General features: G+C 35.7%; 13 protein-coding genes. 12 read left to right on the forward strand and 1 reads right to left on the reverse strand.

From position 1 onward, the window contains the following. Positions 1 to 48: 48 nt before the first annotated feature. A complete protein-coding gene (locus tag ACKU4N_RS12865; protein ID WP_321316808.1) occupies positions 49 to 840 on the forward strand; it encodes a hypothetical protein in 792 nt (263 codons plus the stop codon). A gap of 136 nt (positions 841 to 976) precedes the next feature. On the opposite strand, the gene ACKU4N_RS12870 is transcribed toward ACKU4N_RS12865, so the two are convergent. Then, a complete protein-coding gene (locus ACKU4N_RS12870; RefSeq protein ID WP_321316810.1) occupies positions 977 to 1732 on the reverse strand; it encodes an SIR2 family NAD-dependent protein deacylase in 756 nt (251 codons plus the stop codon). A gap of 321 nt (positions 1733 to 2053) precedes the next feature. Here ACKU4N_RS12870 and pstS point away from each other — a divergent pair, with 321 nt between their 5' ends. The 11 genes from pstS (at position 2054) to ACKU4N_RS12925 (ending at position 14799) form a co-directional block, all read left to right on the forward strand. Continuing rightward, entirely contained in the window at positions 2054 to 3124 is a 1071-nt protein-coding gene (gene pstS, locus ACKU4N_RS12875; RefSeq protein WP_321316811.1) for a phosphate ABC transporter substrate-binding protein PstS, read from the forward strand. Positions 3125 to 3243: 119 nt separating this feature from the next. Next, a complete protein-coding gene (gene pstC / locus ACKU4N_RS12880; RefSeq protein ID WP_321316813.1) occupies positions 3244 to 4098 on the forward strand; it encodes a phosphate ABC transporter permease subunit PstC in 855 nt (284 codons plus the stop codon). A gap of 19 nt (positions 4099 to 4117) precedes the next feature. Next, complete coding sequence (gene pstA, locus ACKU4N_RS12885; RefSeq protein WP_321316815.1) at positions 4118 to 5011, forward strand: phosphate ABC transporter permease PstA; 894 nt, start codon at positions 4118 to 4120, stop codon at positions 5009 to 5011. Between the two features lie 98 nt (positions 5012 to 5109). Next, entirely contained in the window at positions 5110 to 5892 is a 783-nt protein-coding gene (pstB, locus tag ACKU4N_RS12890; protein WP_156195983.1) for a phosphate ABC transporter ATP-binding protein PstB, read from the forward strand. Positions 5893 to 5942: 50 nt separating this feature from the next. Beyond that, on the forward strand, positions 5943 to 6638 hold the full coding sequence (phoU, locus tag ACKU4N_RS12895) for a phosphate signaling complex protein PhoU (protein WP_321316819.1): 696 nt from the start codon (positions 5943 to 5945) through the stop codon (positions 6636 to 6638). A 59-nt stretch (positions 6639 to 6697) separates the two neighbouring features. Further along, positions 6698 to 7387: a two-component system response regulator PhoB gene (locus ACKU4N_RS12900; protein WP_321316821.1), complete on the forward strand. Its 690-nt coding sequence runs from the start codon at positions 6698 to 6700 to the stop codon at positions 7385 to 7387. Continuing rightward, the gene (locus ACKU4N_RS12905) at positions 7387 to 9201 is read left to right on the forward strand and encodes a sensor histidine kinase (protein ID WP_321316823.1); all 1815 of its coding nucleotides are present in this window, start codon (positions 7387 to 7389) and stop codon (positions 9199 to 9201) included. Before ACKU4N_RS12900 ends, ACKU4N_RS12905 begins: the two co-directional genes overlap by 1 nt. A 151-nt stretch (positions 9202 to 9352) precedes the next feature. Next, complete coding sequence (mgrA, locus tag ACKU4N_RS12910; RefSeq protein ID WP_321316825.1) at positions 9353 to 10339, forward strand: L-glyceraldehyde 3-phosphate reductase; 987 nt, start codon at positions 9353 to 9355, stop codon at positions 10337 to 10339. A gap of 175 nt (positions 10340 to 10514) precedes the next feature. Beyond that, entirely contained in the window at positions 10515 to 10871 is a 357-nt protein-coding gene (locus ACKU4N_RS12915; RefSeq protein WP_321316827.1) for a hypothetical protein, read from the forward strand. 113 nt (positions 10872 to 10984) lie between these two features. After that, complete coding sequence (locus ACKU4N_RS12920; RefSeq protein WP_321316829.1) at positions 10985 to 13060, forward strand: ATP-binding protein; 2076 nt, start codon at positions 10985 to 10987, stop codon at positions 13058 to 13060. A gap of 125 nt (positions 13061 to 13185) precedes the next feature. Next, positions 13186 to 14799: an ABC-F family ATP-binding cassette domain-containing protein gene (locus ACKU4N_RS12925; protein WP_321316831.1), complete on the forward strand. Its 1614-nt coding sequence runs from the start codon at positions 13186 to 13188 to the stop codon at positions 14797 to 14799. The last annotated feature ends 133 nt before the right edge of the window (positions 14800 to 14932 follow it).

A 14932-nucleotide genomic window follows, 5' to 3' on the forward strand; every position in this document is an offset into this window, starting at 1 on the left:
GTTAATTAGAATTGTTAATTTCGTATCCCTCTAATAAAACAATGCTATATGTGGAGTAAAATAAAAGAAGATTTTGACGCAAACGAGAAAAAGTACGAACGCAAAGCAAATTATGCCCTAGGATTTGGAGTAGCTACCTTGATACTAGCACCTTCTTTAATTAGTCAATTATCTATAGGTTTTGATTTTACTGAAACTGGTCAAATAGGTGACACTATTGGAGGTATAACCACTCCTGTGCTTACATTAATTGGTGCACTACTAGTATACTATTCTTTCAAGCAACAAATGGCAGCTAATAAAATACAGATTAGTGCCCTAATGGAGGAAAAACAGAGTAAAAATGACATGCAAATTGTAGAGTTTTGTGATAGAATTCAGAAAGAGGTTATTGAAAAGATAAAAACTCAAAAAGTTAATGCACATCATACTACTATTTCAAATAACACTAGAACTTTTCCTGATAAATTTGGTGTCGATGCAATAACTAATACACTTGAGGCATTGGATAGGTTACACGATAATGTATCAATTGGACCAGTATATAAATCCTGTTTGGATGGAATAACTATCATTTTTAGAAATGTGAATCTCTTACTTAAGTATATAGATAAAATTGAAAATGATACTATTCAAGAAATGCTTTTTAATAGCTATTACAACAATTTACACTTATTCCTTTTTATAGATATTATTGAAATATATTTTCTTAGAAAAAGTCATGGACCAAACGAAAGAAAATTAATTAAACTATGTATCGCTTCAGAAGAGATATTTAAAAAGCTAGATGAAAAATACAAAGTCCAGAACAAATGGCTTACTATGCAATATCAAAACTAAACAAAATCTCAGCACACGCCATTATAAAATGGCGTGTTTCCCAATTTATCAAGCTAATAACTTAACTTTCCCGCAGTATCAACCTTGCATGATAAGTGAAAACAAACGCTTTCAGCAAACCACTAGCTTAACTATCCTAACTAATCAACCCCTCCAATTCCAGCAACACTTCACTCGCCTTCCCTTTTAAAAAGATATCTGTAATCTGATTGGTATAATTGGATACTTCTGTATTGATTTCGATAATTACTGCACCTGCCTGCTTTGCCTCAGCAGGAATCATGGCAGCAGGCATAACCTCTCCTGTGGTTCCTATAATTAAAACCACATCGGCCTTTTGTGCTGCCAAAAGAGATCTGCGGTAAGCTTCTTCGGGTATGCCTTCCCCGAAAAAAACAAAATCGGGCTTTAATATTTGTTTGTCTGCATGGCATCTGGGTGGCAAAACATTCAAGTCAACTTCTTCGGGCAAATAGATTTTCCTGCAATGCGGACAAATTAATTTCTGAGAGTTCCCATGAAATTCCAGAACATTTTTAGATCCTGCCATCTGATGTAAATTATCGATATTCTGCGTTACAAGTGCCTTTAGCAATCCTTTTGCCTCAAAATCGGACAACACCCGATGAGCCTCGTTAAATTTTGCCTTTCCAAAAAAATCATAAAATATCGATTTAATGGCTGTCCATGATTCTTTGGGGTGAGAATGAAAGAAATCCAAATCCAGACATTGCGGATCGTATCGGCTCCATAGGCCTTCCGGGCCCCGAAAAGGAGGAATTCCACTCTCCACCGAAACACCGGCTCCGGTAAATGCAATCATCGATCCCGAATTCCGAATCAATTCTGCAGCCAACTGCATATCAACTTTTACATTTAATTTATTTTTCATTGAAAATGTGAATTAATAGTTCAATAATCGGACTTTAAAGTTGATTCTACAAATTATCCAATCTTTATACGGGGGTAAAATCATCCCCAAAATGATGCATTCCTTATTTATTTTCAAAAAACACAGCACTTACACGCTATTATTCAGCAACTTAAAAGATGTAACGTTTATTTAACATTCCTGTAACATTCCTGTAATATTAGCTTCATAACATTGTAGTACCAAAAGATGAGGAGCTTGTTTCTTATCTGTTGTTGAGAGTGAAATATAAATAATTTAATAAATACAGGAACAATAGTTCTAAACTAAAATCTTAAAAAGATGAAAAAATTTCAACTGCTTCTAACTGCTGTTATTGCCGTTGCCCTTATGGCTGGTTGTGGAGGCTCAGGAAAAGAAAAAGCAAAAACAACTGAGAAAGCGGAAACCATTACTGGTGCTGGTGCAACTTTCCCACAACCATTTTACAACAAAATTTTCAAAAACTACTCATCAGAAAAAGGTCTGTTGGTTACTTATGGTGGAATCGGATCAGGCGGAGGAATTCGCAGTCTGAAAGATGAAATTGTAGATTTTGGTGCTAGTGACGCATTTTTAAACGATGCTAAATTAGCTGAAATGCCAGGTGAAGTGCTTCATATTCCAACCTGCTTGGGTGCAGTTGTTGCAGCATACAATCTTCCTGAAAAGCCAGAACTAAAATTCACTCCTGAACTGATGGAAGGTATTTTCATGGGTAAAATCACAAACTGGAACGATGCTAAAATTGCAGCTGTAAATCCAGGTGTTAAGCTACCCGATTTGGCCATTACTGTAGTTTATCGTTCTGATGGAAGTGGAACAACTTTCATTTTCAGCGATTACATGAGCAAAGTTAGTGCCGATTGGAAAGAAAAAATTGGCACGGGAAAAGCATTGCAATGGCCTGTTGGAATTGGTGCGAAAGGAAATCCAGGAGTTGCCGGAACTATCAGCCAAACCGCTGGTGCAATTGGTTATATTGGATCGGAGTACGCATTTGCTCAGGACATTCCTGTAGCGAGCATTCAAAATTTAGCAGGTAACTTTATCAAGCCTTCTGTTGAATCGGTAAGTGCATCGGCAAAAGGTGAAATGCCGGCTGATACAAGGGTTAGCTTAACAAATACTGACGCTGTAGACGGATATCCTATTTCAAGCTTTACATGGTTAATCATTTACAAAGAGCAGAATTACAAGAACAGAAGTCTTGATCAGGCTGTGCAAACTATAAAATTAATTGATTGGGCGATTAGTGCTGATGCGCAAAAAGAAACAACCAAAGTTCATTATGCTCCACTTCCCGAAACTGCAGTAGCCAAAGCAAAAGCTGTTTTGAGTACCGTTACCTACAAGGGTAAGTCTTTACAATAACAAACTGATTAATTACAATATTGAACTTGCTTCCAGTTTATTTGTATTCATACAATAAAAAAGTTCTCCAGACTTAATTGGGAGCAAGTTCTTCATTTAACAGGAACCGCTAAAAGCTTATGAACAGCGAAAAAATATTTCGATATCTTTTAATTGGCAGTGGCGTTTTAATAGTACTAATTGCTATAGGAATTGTAACTACCCTATTTATTGGATCAATTCCCTCATTTAAGGAATTTGGTTTTGGTTTTATTTATTCGACAGACTGGAATCCAACTCAAGGAAGAGAATCCTACGGCGCTCTTCCCTTTATTATTGGAACGCTGGTCACTTCAATTCTTGCACTACTAATAACATTTCCATTCGCCTTTTCCATCTCACTTTTTTTAGGCGAATATTTCAAAAATGGCAAATTACCATCCTTTTTACGGTCTGTAATTGATCTTTTGGCGGGAATCCCATCCGTAGTTTACGGTTTATGGGGATTTTATGCTTTACGACCCATAATTACCGACTTAGGACTAAACGCTCAGGGATTTGGAATTTTTACATCTTCCATAGTTCTCGCAATCATGATCATACCTTACGCATCTTCTCTTGGATCGGAAGTTATTTCGATGGTTCCAGGCAGCTTAAAAGAAGCGGCATATTCCCTGGGTGCTACCCGATACGAGGTGGTGAAAACAGTGATTATCCCCAATGCAGGCTCGGGCATATTTGCAGGATACATTCTTGCATTAGGAAGAGCAATTGGAGAAACAATGGCAGTAACCATGCTGATTGGCAACTCCAACAAAATTCCAAGCGGAATTTTCGATTTAGGAAATACCATGGCAAGTTTAATCGCCAATCAATTTGGCGAAGCCGATGGATTAAAATACACCTCGCTGGTAGAAATAGGATTGCTCTTATTTGTAATTACAGGTATTGTAAACTACATCGGCAAATTAATCATGAAAAAATTATCGGCTTAACCGAAATAAGATATATAGAATGAATACATCTGCTCAAATATCAAATGCTAAGTTAAAAGGACGATTGCTTAAAGATAAGCTATTCACCTACACACTTATATTTTTGGCATTCCTCTCAAGTGTCCCTCTTTTTCTTATTCTTTTCGAGTTGATAAAAAAGGGATACAAACAAATTAACCTCAGCTTCTTTTATAAAGTTGCACCAGACACCATGGAAGCAATGGTTGCTGTTAAAAACAATGAAATTATTCCCGGCGGTATAGCCAACGGAATAGTCGGCACATTAATTATTGTTGGAATGGCTTCATTGATTGCTATTCCTGTAGGGATTATTTGCGGCATGTATCTGTCCGAAAATTCGAAAGGTAAATTTGCCGGTGTGGTTCGTTTTATAGTAGACATGCTGCAAGGAGTTCCATCCATTGTACTTGGTGTTATCGGATACATTTGGGTGGTGAAACCAATAACTGCCGGCTTTTCCGGCTTAGCAGGAAGTGTTGCCCTTTCTATCATGATGTTGCCATCCATTGTACGCTCAACAGAGGAAACTTTAAAAATGATACCCGAAACCTTAAAGGAAGCCGCTCTTTCTTTAGGCGTTCCCTATCACAAAACCATGCTAAGAGTCGTGCTTCCATCAGGTATCAGCGGAATTCTTACGGGTGTAATTCTTGGGATATCAAGAATTGCGGGAGAAACGGCTCCATTAATGCTGACAGCTCTGGGAAGTGCTGCAATCAGCACAGATATTACAGAACCATCAAGTGCTATTCCCCTATTGGTTTGGGAGTTTTACAACGATCCAAACCTTGTAGATATGATTTGGAGTGCATCCTTGTTCCTGTTAATTTTGATTTTATGTTTAAATCTTACCGCTAAAGCAATCGCAAAAAGATGGAAAGTACAGTATTAGAAAAAAAAGAAGTAGAAGTAGAAGTAGAAGTAGAAGTAGAAGTAGAAGTAGAAGTAGAAGCTGAAGTAAAAGCACAACCTTATAAAGTCAACAACATGATGCAAAACCCAATTGAAAAAATAGAATCTCCTATTTTAAACATCGATAAACTTTCTGTTTCCTACGGCGGAGACAAATATTCGATTAATGATGTTTCTGCGGGAATTGCAAAAAATAAAATCACAGCAATTATGGGACCTTCGGGTTGTGGTAAAAGCACATTGCTTAGAGCCATTAACCGAATGCACGAATTGTATCCTGATACGCACAACAAAGGTTCTGTTTATCTTGGCGAAGAAGATATTTATAAGATGAATCCTATTTTACTGAGAAGAAAGATTGGAATGGTTTTTCAACGTCCAAACCCTTTTCCGACTATGAGTATTTACGACAATGTAATTGCTGGTTATCTTTTAAATGGAATTAAATTAAAAAGAAAAGAAAAAGATGAAATTGTTGAGAAATCTTTACGTGAGGTTGGTTTGTGGAGCGAGGTAAAAGATTCCCTTCACAACAAAGGAACATTTCTATCGGGAGGACAACAGCAACGCCTTTGTATTGCACGGGCACTTGCCTACACTCCTGAAATTATCCTGTTGGATGAACCTACATCTGCATTGGATCCGATTGCAACAGCAAAAATTGAAGATCTGCTGGTAAAACTGAAGAAGGATTTTACAATTGTTTTGGTTACGCACAACATGTCGCAGGCAGCAAGAATATCAGACTATTCGATGTTTATGTATTTGGGCGAATTGGTTGAATATGGCAAAACCAAACAGATGTTTACCATGCCAAAAGACAAACGTACGGAAGAATACCTAACCGGAAAATTTGGTTGATTTTTCAACAAAACAGGAATTCTTATACTAACAACACAAATTCGCATACTATGTCAATTAAAAAAGATAAAAAATTCGATAAGCTTGATAATGATTTCGCTAAAATGCAAACACTGCTTTTTCAACAGTTTGATATTTTAGAAGAGGTGGTCAATCATGGCTTGGATAAAATAGAAAAAGAACTTATAGACACGTTTAAAAAGAATGAAAATAAAATTGATCAGTTCGAAATAAAAATGAGTGACAACATCATTGAAACAATTGGTTTGCAACATCCTATGGCAAGTGATTTACGCCTTTTAATCTCGTACTTTAGGATGATTGGCCATATTGAAAGAATTGGTGATCAGCTGAATAACATCATGCGCTTTTTTCATAAAATGGAGCCGCCAACAATTCATGAAAATCATAAAGATTCGGTTTTAAACATGCTGTCGATAAGCGCCGAAATGGTTAAAAAAGCATTAATCTCCTTTGAGGACGGGGATCGTGAGTATGCTATCTGGACCATTAAAAATGATGAGATCGTTGACGAAATGCAATCGAAAATTTTGAAACGAATGATTCGAAAAAATTCTCCGAAAGGCAGTGAACCAACCGAAATTTTTAACCTGTTGAATTTTAACAGCATATTAGGTAACATCGAGAGAATAGCAGACAACGCAACCAATATTGCAGAAGCATCAATATATTATCTGCAAGGCATTGATCTGCGCCATATGGAATTGCCTGAAGAGGATCAATAAAAAACGATAAAAGTTGGCGAACTACTAAAACTTGAAACTCAACTTTTTAATTAAAAACCATGAAGGATTTAAAAATATTAGTAGTTGATGACGAAGAGGATTTATGCGAAATCCTCCAATTCAACCTTAAACAGGAAGGATTTGATGTAGATGTTGCCTATTCTGCAGAACAAGCCTTAAAATTGGAGCTTCAAACTTATGATTTTTTTCTTTTAGATATCATGATGGGTGAAATATCAGGGCTCGATTTAGCAAAAATAATTCGAAGGAATCCTGATCTGGCGGAAAAAGCAATACTTTTTATTACGGCGAAAACAAGCGAGGCAGATAAACTTATTGGGTTCAATGCAGGCGCAGATGATTATGTATCCAAACCTTTCTCGGTAAAAGAAATTATTGCAAGAATTAATGTAATTTGCAAACGCATTTTTTCTGATTCAGAAAATGACCTTGACTTTAAGTTCGATGATTTTAAAATGATCTCAGACTCAAAAAAAGTGTGCATTAATGATCAAGATGTTGGTTTAACAAAAACTGAATACGAAATACTCCGATTGCTGATCAGTCATCAGGGAAGAATATATTCCAGAGAAGAAATAATGAGTATTATCTGGACAAACGACAGCTCGATTGGCGACCGTACAGTGGATGTTAATGTAAGACGAATACGAAAGAAAATTGGTGAGCATCACAAATTTATTAAAACGAAATCTGGCTACGGTTACTATTTTGAACCTAAAACAAACTAATGTCCCAAATTTATAAATCCATGCAAAAACCCATTCAAAAATCCGGATCAAAATACAAAAAGAGATTGTTCTTTTTCTTCTTCATCATCGTTTTGATTTTCTCAGTATTAATTGGAGGATTTCAATACAGTCAGGAGAGATTGTATCGAAGAGAGAAACTGGAATATGCTCTGAATATTTATACGCAACAGGTTCATGAACTCATCCGAAAAAAAGACTTGGATAAAACTCTTAATTTTTCGGAAGTTGACTCATTGCGTGCCTTAATGCCAGATAAAGACATTAGAATTTCAGTGATTACCGCAAAAGGTAAAGTTGTGTACGATTCGTATGTTGACAATATAGAAAGACTTGATAATCACCTCAACCGCCCTGAAGTTCAAAAGTCTTTGCATTCTCAAAAAGGAAGTAACATCCGTTTATCCGGCTCTACCGGACAATCCTATTACTACTATTCCAAAAACTATTACGAATACTTTGTTCGAACTGCGCTTCCAATCAATGAAAGTGTACTTAGCTTTTTAAAAGCCAACACCCTATTCTTTTACTTTCTGTTTGGTTTGTTTGGTGTAACCGTAGTGTTTCTGATTTACGCCACCGAGCATTTTGGAAATTCGATTGCCAAGCTCCGGAAATTTGCTATTAATGCTGCTCATAACAGAGAAATAGATCCCAATGAGGATTTTGGAAAAACAGAATTGGGTGAAATTAGTCACCAAATTGTAAAAATTTACCGCAAACTTACCAAAACAACCGAGGCTTTAAGTCAGGAGAAAGAAAAGTTAATTATGCACCTTCAGATTGCACAGGAAGGTGTTGCCATATTTGATAAAAAAAAGAACCTGATTCTATGGAACAGTCATTTTATCGATTACATCAATTATTTGGCTCACATTTCAAGTCATAACTATCAGGAACTGTTCGAGCTTCCGGAATTAAAAGAAATCACTGATTTTATCGATACAAACATCAAAAAACTGGGAACAAATTACATCCCGAACGTTGATATAATCAGTACGAAAAAAACCATTACAATCGGACATAAAGTGTTTCTTTTCCAAGTAGTTGTTTTTACCGACGGTAATTTCGAAATCTCGGTAAACGACATCACCAAAATGGAAAATGAGAAAACTATTAAACAGGAAATGACTTTGAACATAGCACACGAGCTAAAAACTCCTGTAACAGCCGTTTCCGGATTTTTGGAAACCATTAAGGATAATCCGACTATGGATGAAGATAAAAAAGTACAATTCATTGAACGTTCGTGTCTGCAGATTAATCGTTTATCGAATTTAATTCAGGATATTTCTTTTCTCACAAAAATTGAAGAAGCCAATGAATTGTTTGCCATTGAAGAGGTGAATGTAAAAGAAATGGTTCAGGAGATGCTCACCGATTTTGAATTAAAACTGGCAGAAACCAAAATGGAAATTGAACTAAACTTCCCTTCGGATCTTAAAGTAAAAGGTAATTCGGAATTGTTGGATTCTATTTTCAGAAATTTAATAGATAACTCGATAAAATACGCCGGAGAAGGATGTAAAATTAAACTCACACATTATTTCGAAGATACAAATTACCATTACTTCTCGGTTACCGATAATGGAATTGGAATAAAAGAAGAGCATTTGCCACGTATTTTTGAACGGTTTTACCGCGGAGATCATGGCCGGTCAAGAAAAATGGGTGGTACGGGTTTAGGTTTATCGATCGTGAAAAATGCGGTTGCCTATCACAAAGGAAGAATATTTGTTAAAAAACGAAAAGAAAAGGGGATTGAGTTCTTTTTCTCCTTGAAAAAAACCTTATAAAAACTCATACTATATTTTAAACCACAGAAATTTCTGTGGTTTTTTTTGTTTTGCTTGTTCTCATTGAAATATTCGATTCTGATTCGCTCACATTCGAACATGTTTAAACATTTCTTACTATCTTCACTTTTCGTATAAAATTTGAATAACTATGTACAAAGCATCTGAAAACAGATATGATGATATGCCCTACCGAAGATGTGGGCAAAGTGGTTTATTACTGCCTGCAATTTCTTTAGGATTGTGGCATAATTTCGGACATGTAGATGTCTATAATGAGTTCAGAAAAATTATTTTTCATGCTTTTGACCGGGGAATTACCCATTTCGATTTGGCCAACAATTATGGACCACCTCCAGGTTCTGCTGAAGAAAATTTCGGAAAAATTCTGAAAGAAGATTTGAAACAATATCGTGACGAAATGATTATTTCGACTAAAGCAGGATATAAAATGTGGTCCGGGCCATATGGTGATTGGGGATCACGAAAATATTTGGTTTCAAGCCTGGATCAAAGTTTGAAAAGAATGGGACTCGATTATGTAGATATCTTCTATTCTCATCGTCCCGATCCCAATACACCCATTGAGGAAACCATGATGGCACTGGATCAAGTTGTCCGTCAGGGTAAGGCATTGTATGCTGGCATTTCAAATTACAGTGCCGATCAAACACGCGAAGCCTCAAGAATATTACGGGAACTGGGAACTCCGTGCCTTATTCATCAGCCAAAATATTCGATGTTCGAGCGTTGGGTTGAAAATGGCTTGTTAGATGTTTTGGAAGAAGATGGAATTGGAGGCATCGCCTTCTCTCCTTTGGCACAAGGAATGTTGACCAATAAATATTTGAAAGGGATTCCTGAAGGTTCGAGAGCTGCCAAATCGCATGGTTTTTTGCAAAAAGAGCAGATTACTGAAAAAGTAATAAATAAAGTTAAAGCTCTGAATGCAATTGCCGAAAAGCGAGGGCAAAGTTTAGCTCAAATGGCCATTGCCTGGCTGCTAAAAGATGAACGAATTACTTCGGTTTTGGTTGGCGCAAGTTCAGTGAATCAACTCGACCAAAATATAAATTCTGTTGCAAATTTACATTTTGAAGCAATGGAATTGAAAGCTATTCAGAAAATTTTGAATTAAATTTAATTGAATACTAACATTTTTTCTTAATGCTCGTAAATGTTTACTTTAAATTAATAATCACAAACGAACATTTACTTATGAAACGTCCATGCCAAGGATATTCTGACACACAGAGAGATGATTATTCCAGCATGGTAAGTTCCATATGGCAAAAACTTAAAATTAAAAACATATGAAATTATTTAAACCCTTCGTAAACCTTACAAAATCAGCATCAACTGGAGTTTATACTATTAATTCCGTAGTTTCTTTACCAAAAGACTATGCACTTAGTTCTATAGAACAAGAACTTATAGAAATAGACGGAAAAAAAGTATGGTCAGTAACAGCTACTGTAACCACTAACGGTTCGTTAGAAACGGATATTGTTGAATTCGCAGTTCCGCTAAAACAAGGACCTTCAGAAGAAATCAAAAAAGTGAGTATGTTTATAGTTGACTCATCGCCTTTGAGTTCCTCAATTGTAAATGCTGTTGAAGAAAAAAGAACTGATGTGAATTATGATGATGCCGAAACAACCAACCCTTAGCTAATAGTACTTACAAAAGAATAATAAATATTGGAAACTTATAATTTAGTAATCCGATTTTTATCATTCATTTTTTCACCTTAAATTGCTCAATAGTTTTAATCGAATTTGGTATGAGAAAACTTGTTTTGTTATTAATCATATTTATATTTGTAGCAAAGCCCTTAGCTTTTACTCAGAATTTAGATTCTATTGACAAAAAATTAGATTCTATTTCAGACATTCATTTAAAAATTGAATTCTTAAATGAATGGACAGGCAAAAACTATCGAAAATTACCAGTTGAAGCAATTCATTATGCAAAGGAAGCTATAAAGTATGCAGAAAAATCCGAAAACCACTCAGGAGCTGGAAATGCCCTCATTCGTATTGCTTTAGTACATTTTCGTAAGGAAGACTATACTCAGTCAATATCTTTTTTTAATAAAGCTCTTGATAAATTCATACTATCCAACGATTCTCTTGGTATAAATAACACCTATTTAAACAGAGGAATCGTTTATCGAAATATGAATAAATACAATCTGGCTATTGTTGATTTATTTACTTGTATGGAATATTTCGAAAACAACAACAATACCTTTGAGCTACCCTTATCCTACAACAGTATTGGACTAATATATAAGGCTTTAAAAAAACACAACAAAGCCCTGGAATATTATTACAAGGCTGAAAAAATTTACAAAGAGCGGAATCAAATTTCTTTCTTGTATACCTCAAATACGAATATTGCCAACATACTTTCCATTCAGAATAATTTTCAAGAAGCGTTAGATTATTACAAAAAAAATCTTGATGTTTTAAAAGAGGCCCCCAATAAGTATAAACTAGCGCAAACCTATCACAACATAGGCTCTTGTTTTTTTGAAATGAGGCAATATTCAATGGCGTTGGAATACTTAAACCAAAGTTTGGAATTAAAAGAAAAAATTGGAAATAAAAACCTTTTAATATCTACCATCAATAGTCTTGCTCATGTTTTTTATGCGCAAAACAATTATAAAGATGCATTGGAGTATCGCAAAAAGGCTCTTGCTCTTGCGATAAAGTCCAAAAACATTGAATACCAAAAAGATTGTAATGAAGAACTCTTTAAAATTTTCACACGTTTACATGTAGCGGATAGTGCATTGCACTATTTCTCTGAGTATGAACTGCTAAAAGACAGTATTTTCAACCATGAAAATCTAAAACAGATTGCAGAGATTCAGGAAAAATACGAATCGGAGAAAAAAGAAACGCAAATTACTTTATTGGAAAAAGAGAACAAAAGTAAAATGTGGCAACGAAACAGTTTAATAGTATTGTTGATTTTACTGCTTGGCTACGCTATTTTTATTGTCCGTTCGTATTACAGAAATAAAAAAACACATCAATTACTGCAATTGCAAAATGAGAGGATTCAATGGCATAAAACTCTCTTAGACCAAAAAAACGAGGCATTATCGGATTCCAACAAAACCAAAAACAGGTTGTTTCAAATCATTTCGCACGATCTGCGCTCTCCTTTAGCATCTGTATATAATATTGCCCAGTTGATCAAAATTTTTATTCAGCAAAGGAAATATCAATTACTCGAGGAAAGCTGCAACGACATGGAAGAATGCATAAGTAATGTATTGAGTCTAACCGACAATCTTCTATCCTGGTCTTTAAATCAATCAGGTAAACTGCCCTGCAAACCTGTTATTCTCTCTCTTAAACCACTTTTAGAAAATAATCTTCGAACCTATTCGAGTGTTGCGAAACAGAAAAACATCCACCTTCAGTTACTACTTGAAGAAACCCTTTTTGTTTTTGCCGACCGCCAAATGCTCGATACAGTAATTCGTAACTTAATTAACAACTCACTGAAATTCACTCCAGCAGGAGGAATCATTGCTATTGGGGCAAAACAAAGAGATCAGTTCGTTGAACTTTGGATAAAAGATAGCGGGATAGGAATTGCTCAAGATCAAATTGCACATCTTTTTGAAGTAGATCATTCTCAATCTTATATTGGAACCAATGGCGAAAAAGGAAACGGATTAGGTTTACTGCTCTGCAAGCAATTTATTGAACAAAATAAAGGGGAAATATGGGTTGAGAGCACTTTAAATTTGGGAACAACCTTCCGGATTACGATTCCTGCTGCCGAAAATACAAATGAAATTGCATCCATTCTTACTTCAAACGCAAATTCAAATTAAACCTGTTTTTTTTTGCACAGGTTTCTTTTCTTTAAAAATTACTTAAAAGTTAATCATTCAATTGGATTAGATCTAAAATAAAAATCACTAATTTTGCAGCCTTAATAATTAAAGGAAATAAGTGTATGATTTCAGTTTCAAATTTATCTATTCAATTTGGTAAAAAACCTCTTTTTCAGGATGTTAATATAAAATTCACCCCTGGAAACTGCTACGGAGTTATTGGTGCAAATGGTGCCGGTAAGTCTACCCTAATAAAAATCATTTCCGGTGAGTTGGATTCTACAACAGGATCAATATCGATGGAACCTGGTGAAAGAATGGCCGTTTTAAAGCAGAATCACTTTGAATTTGATGAGTTTACAGTTCTAGATACGGTAATTATGGGTCACGCAGAATTGTGGGCCGTATTGCAGGAGAAAAACGATATTTACGCAAAACCTGATTTTTCGGAAGCTGATGGAATTAAAGCATCGGAACTGGAAGAGCAGTTTGCCGAAATGGATGGCTGGAATGCTGAAAGCGGGGCTGCAGAATTATTAAGCGGTCTGGGCATTAAAGAAGCTCTTCATTACAAACTAATGAAAGAACTGAGTGGTAAGGAAAAAGTTCGTGTGCTGTTGGCGCAGGCTCTTTTTGGAAACCCCGACAACTTGCTTCTCGATGAGCCTACCAATGATCTTGACCTTGAAACAGTAATGTGGTTGGAAAATTATCTGGCCAACTTCGAAAATACAGTTATTGTAGTATCGCATGACCGTCACTTTTTAGATTCGGTATGTACCGATATTGTTGATATCGATTTTGGAAAAGTGAAAATGTTCTCTGGGAACTACAGCTTCTGGTACGAATCCAGTCAGTTAGCTGCCCGTCAGCAGGCAAATCAAAATAAGAAAGCCGAAGAAAAGAAAAAAGAACTTCAGGAATTTATTGCCCGATTCAGTGCCAATGTCGCCAAATCGAAGCAAACAACTTCCCGAAAAAAGATGATCGACAAGCTGAACATCTCAGATATTCAAGCCTCTACCCGTCGTTATCCTGGTATTATTTTTCAGCAGGAACGTGAGGCCGGAGATAAAATTTTCTCTTGTTCAGGTTTAAGTAAAAGCTTAGATGGAGAGGTTCTATTTAAAGACGTTGAATTCACAATCGAAAAAGGTGAAAAAGTGGTATTCCTTTCCAGAGATCCACGTGCTATGTCTGCCCTTTTCGATATTATTAACGGAATTGAAAAAGCCGACAGTGGTAATTTTGAATGGGGAGTTACGATTACACCGGCCTATTTACCACTTGACAATAATGAATTCTTTCAGGAACCAATTACTTTAATCGATTGGTTAGCTCAATATTCCAGTGATACCAGCGAAGTTTATCTGCGGGGATATCTTGGCAAAATGCTTTTCTCTGGTGAGGATATTTACAAAAAAGCAAATGTTCTTTCAGGAGGTGAAAAAGTTCGTTGTATGGTTTCAAGAATGATGTTGAAAAATGCCAACCTGTTGGTTTTGGATACACCAACCAATCACCTGGATCTGGAATCCATTCAATCATTCAATAATTCATTGATCAACTTTGGTGGTACCGTATTGATGTCGTCTCATGACCACGAATTTATTCAAACAATTTCTACCCGTGTTATTGAATTAACTCCGAATGGAATCATTGACAAATTAATGGATTACGATGATTATATATCCAGTGAGAAAATCAAAGAGCAAAGAGAAAGCTTATACAATTAAGTCTAAATTAAACCTTTATATCTCATCCCCCGGGCATATAATTGTCTGGGGGATTTATTTTTTAAGCCTCACCAATAATAAATCTATCCGTAAAATACAATCTCCGGCTTTTTAGCCATTCCTATTTTACTTT

The organism is Labilibaculum sp. (genome assembly GCF_963664555.1).
Classification (GTDB): Bacteria; Bacteroidota; Bacteroidia; order Bacteroidales; family Marinifilaceae; genus Labilibaculum.

Bases quoted from the DNA above. Each gene is read 5' to 3' on its own strand.
- ACKU4N_RS12865 (WP_321316808.1), top strand. From the start codon at position 49: ATGTGGAGTAAAATAAAAGAAGATTTTGACGCAAACGAGAAAAAGTAC.
- ACKU4N_RS12870 (WP_321316810.1), bottom strand. From the start codon at position 1,732: ATGAAAAATAAATTAAATGTAAAAGTTGATATGCAGTTGGCTGCAGAA.
- pstS (WP_321316811.1), top strand. From the start codon at position 2,054: ATGAAAAAATTTCAACTGCTTCTAACTGCTGTTATTGCCGTTGCCCTT.
- pstC (WP_321316813.1), top strand. From the start codon at position 3,244: ATGAACAGCGAAAAAATATTTCGATATCTTTTAATTGGCAGTGGCGTT.
- pstA (WP_321316815.1), top strand. From the start codon at position 4,118: ATGAATACATCTGCTCAAATATCAAATGCTAAGTTAAAAGGACGATTG.
- pstB (WP_156195983.1), top strand. From the start codon at position 5,110: ATGCAAAACCCAATTGAAAAAATAGAATCTCCTATTTTAAACATCGAT.
- phoU (WP_321316819.1), top strand. From the start codon at position 5,943: ATGTCAATTAAAAAAGATAAAAAATTCGATAAGCTTGATAATGATTTC.
- ACKU4N_RS12900 (WP_321316821.1), top strand. From the start codon at position 6,698: ATGAAGGATTTAAAAATATTAGTAGTTGATGACGAAGAGGATTTATGC.
- ACKU4N_RS12905 (WP_321316823.1), top strand. From the start codon at position 7,387: ATGTCCCAAATTTATAAATCCATGCAAAAACCCATTCAAAAATCCGGA.
- mgrA (WP_321316825.1), top strand. From the start codon at position 9,353: ATGTACAAAGCATCTGAAAACAGATATGATGATATGCCCTACCGAAGA.
- ACKU4N_RS12915 (WP_321316827.1), top strand. From the start codon at position 10,515: ATGAAATTATTTAAACCCTTCGTAAACCTTACAAAATCAGCATCAACT.
- ACKU4N_RS12920 (WP_321316829.1), top strand. From the start codon at position 10,985: ATGAGAAAACTTGTTTTGTTATTAATCATATTTATATTTGTAGCAAAG.
- ACKU4N_RS12925 (WP_321316831.1), top strand. From the start codon at position 13,186: ATGATTTCAGTTTCAAATTTATCTATTCAATTTGGTAAAAAACCTCTT.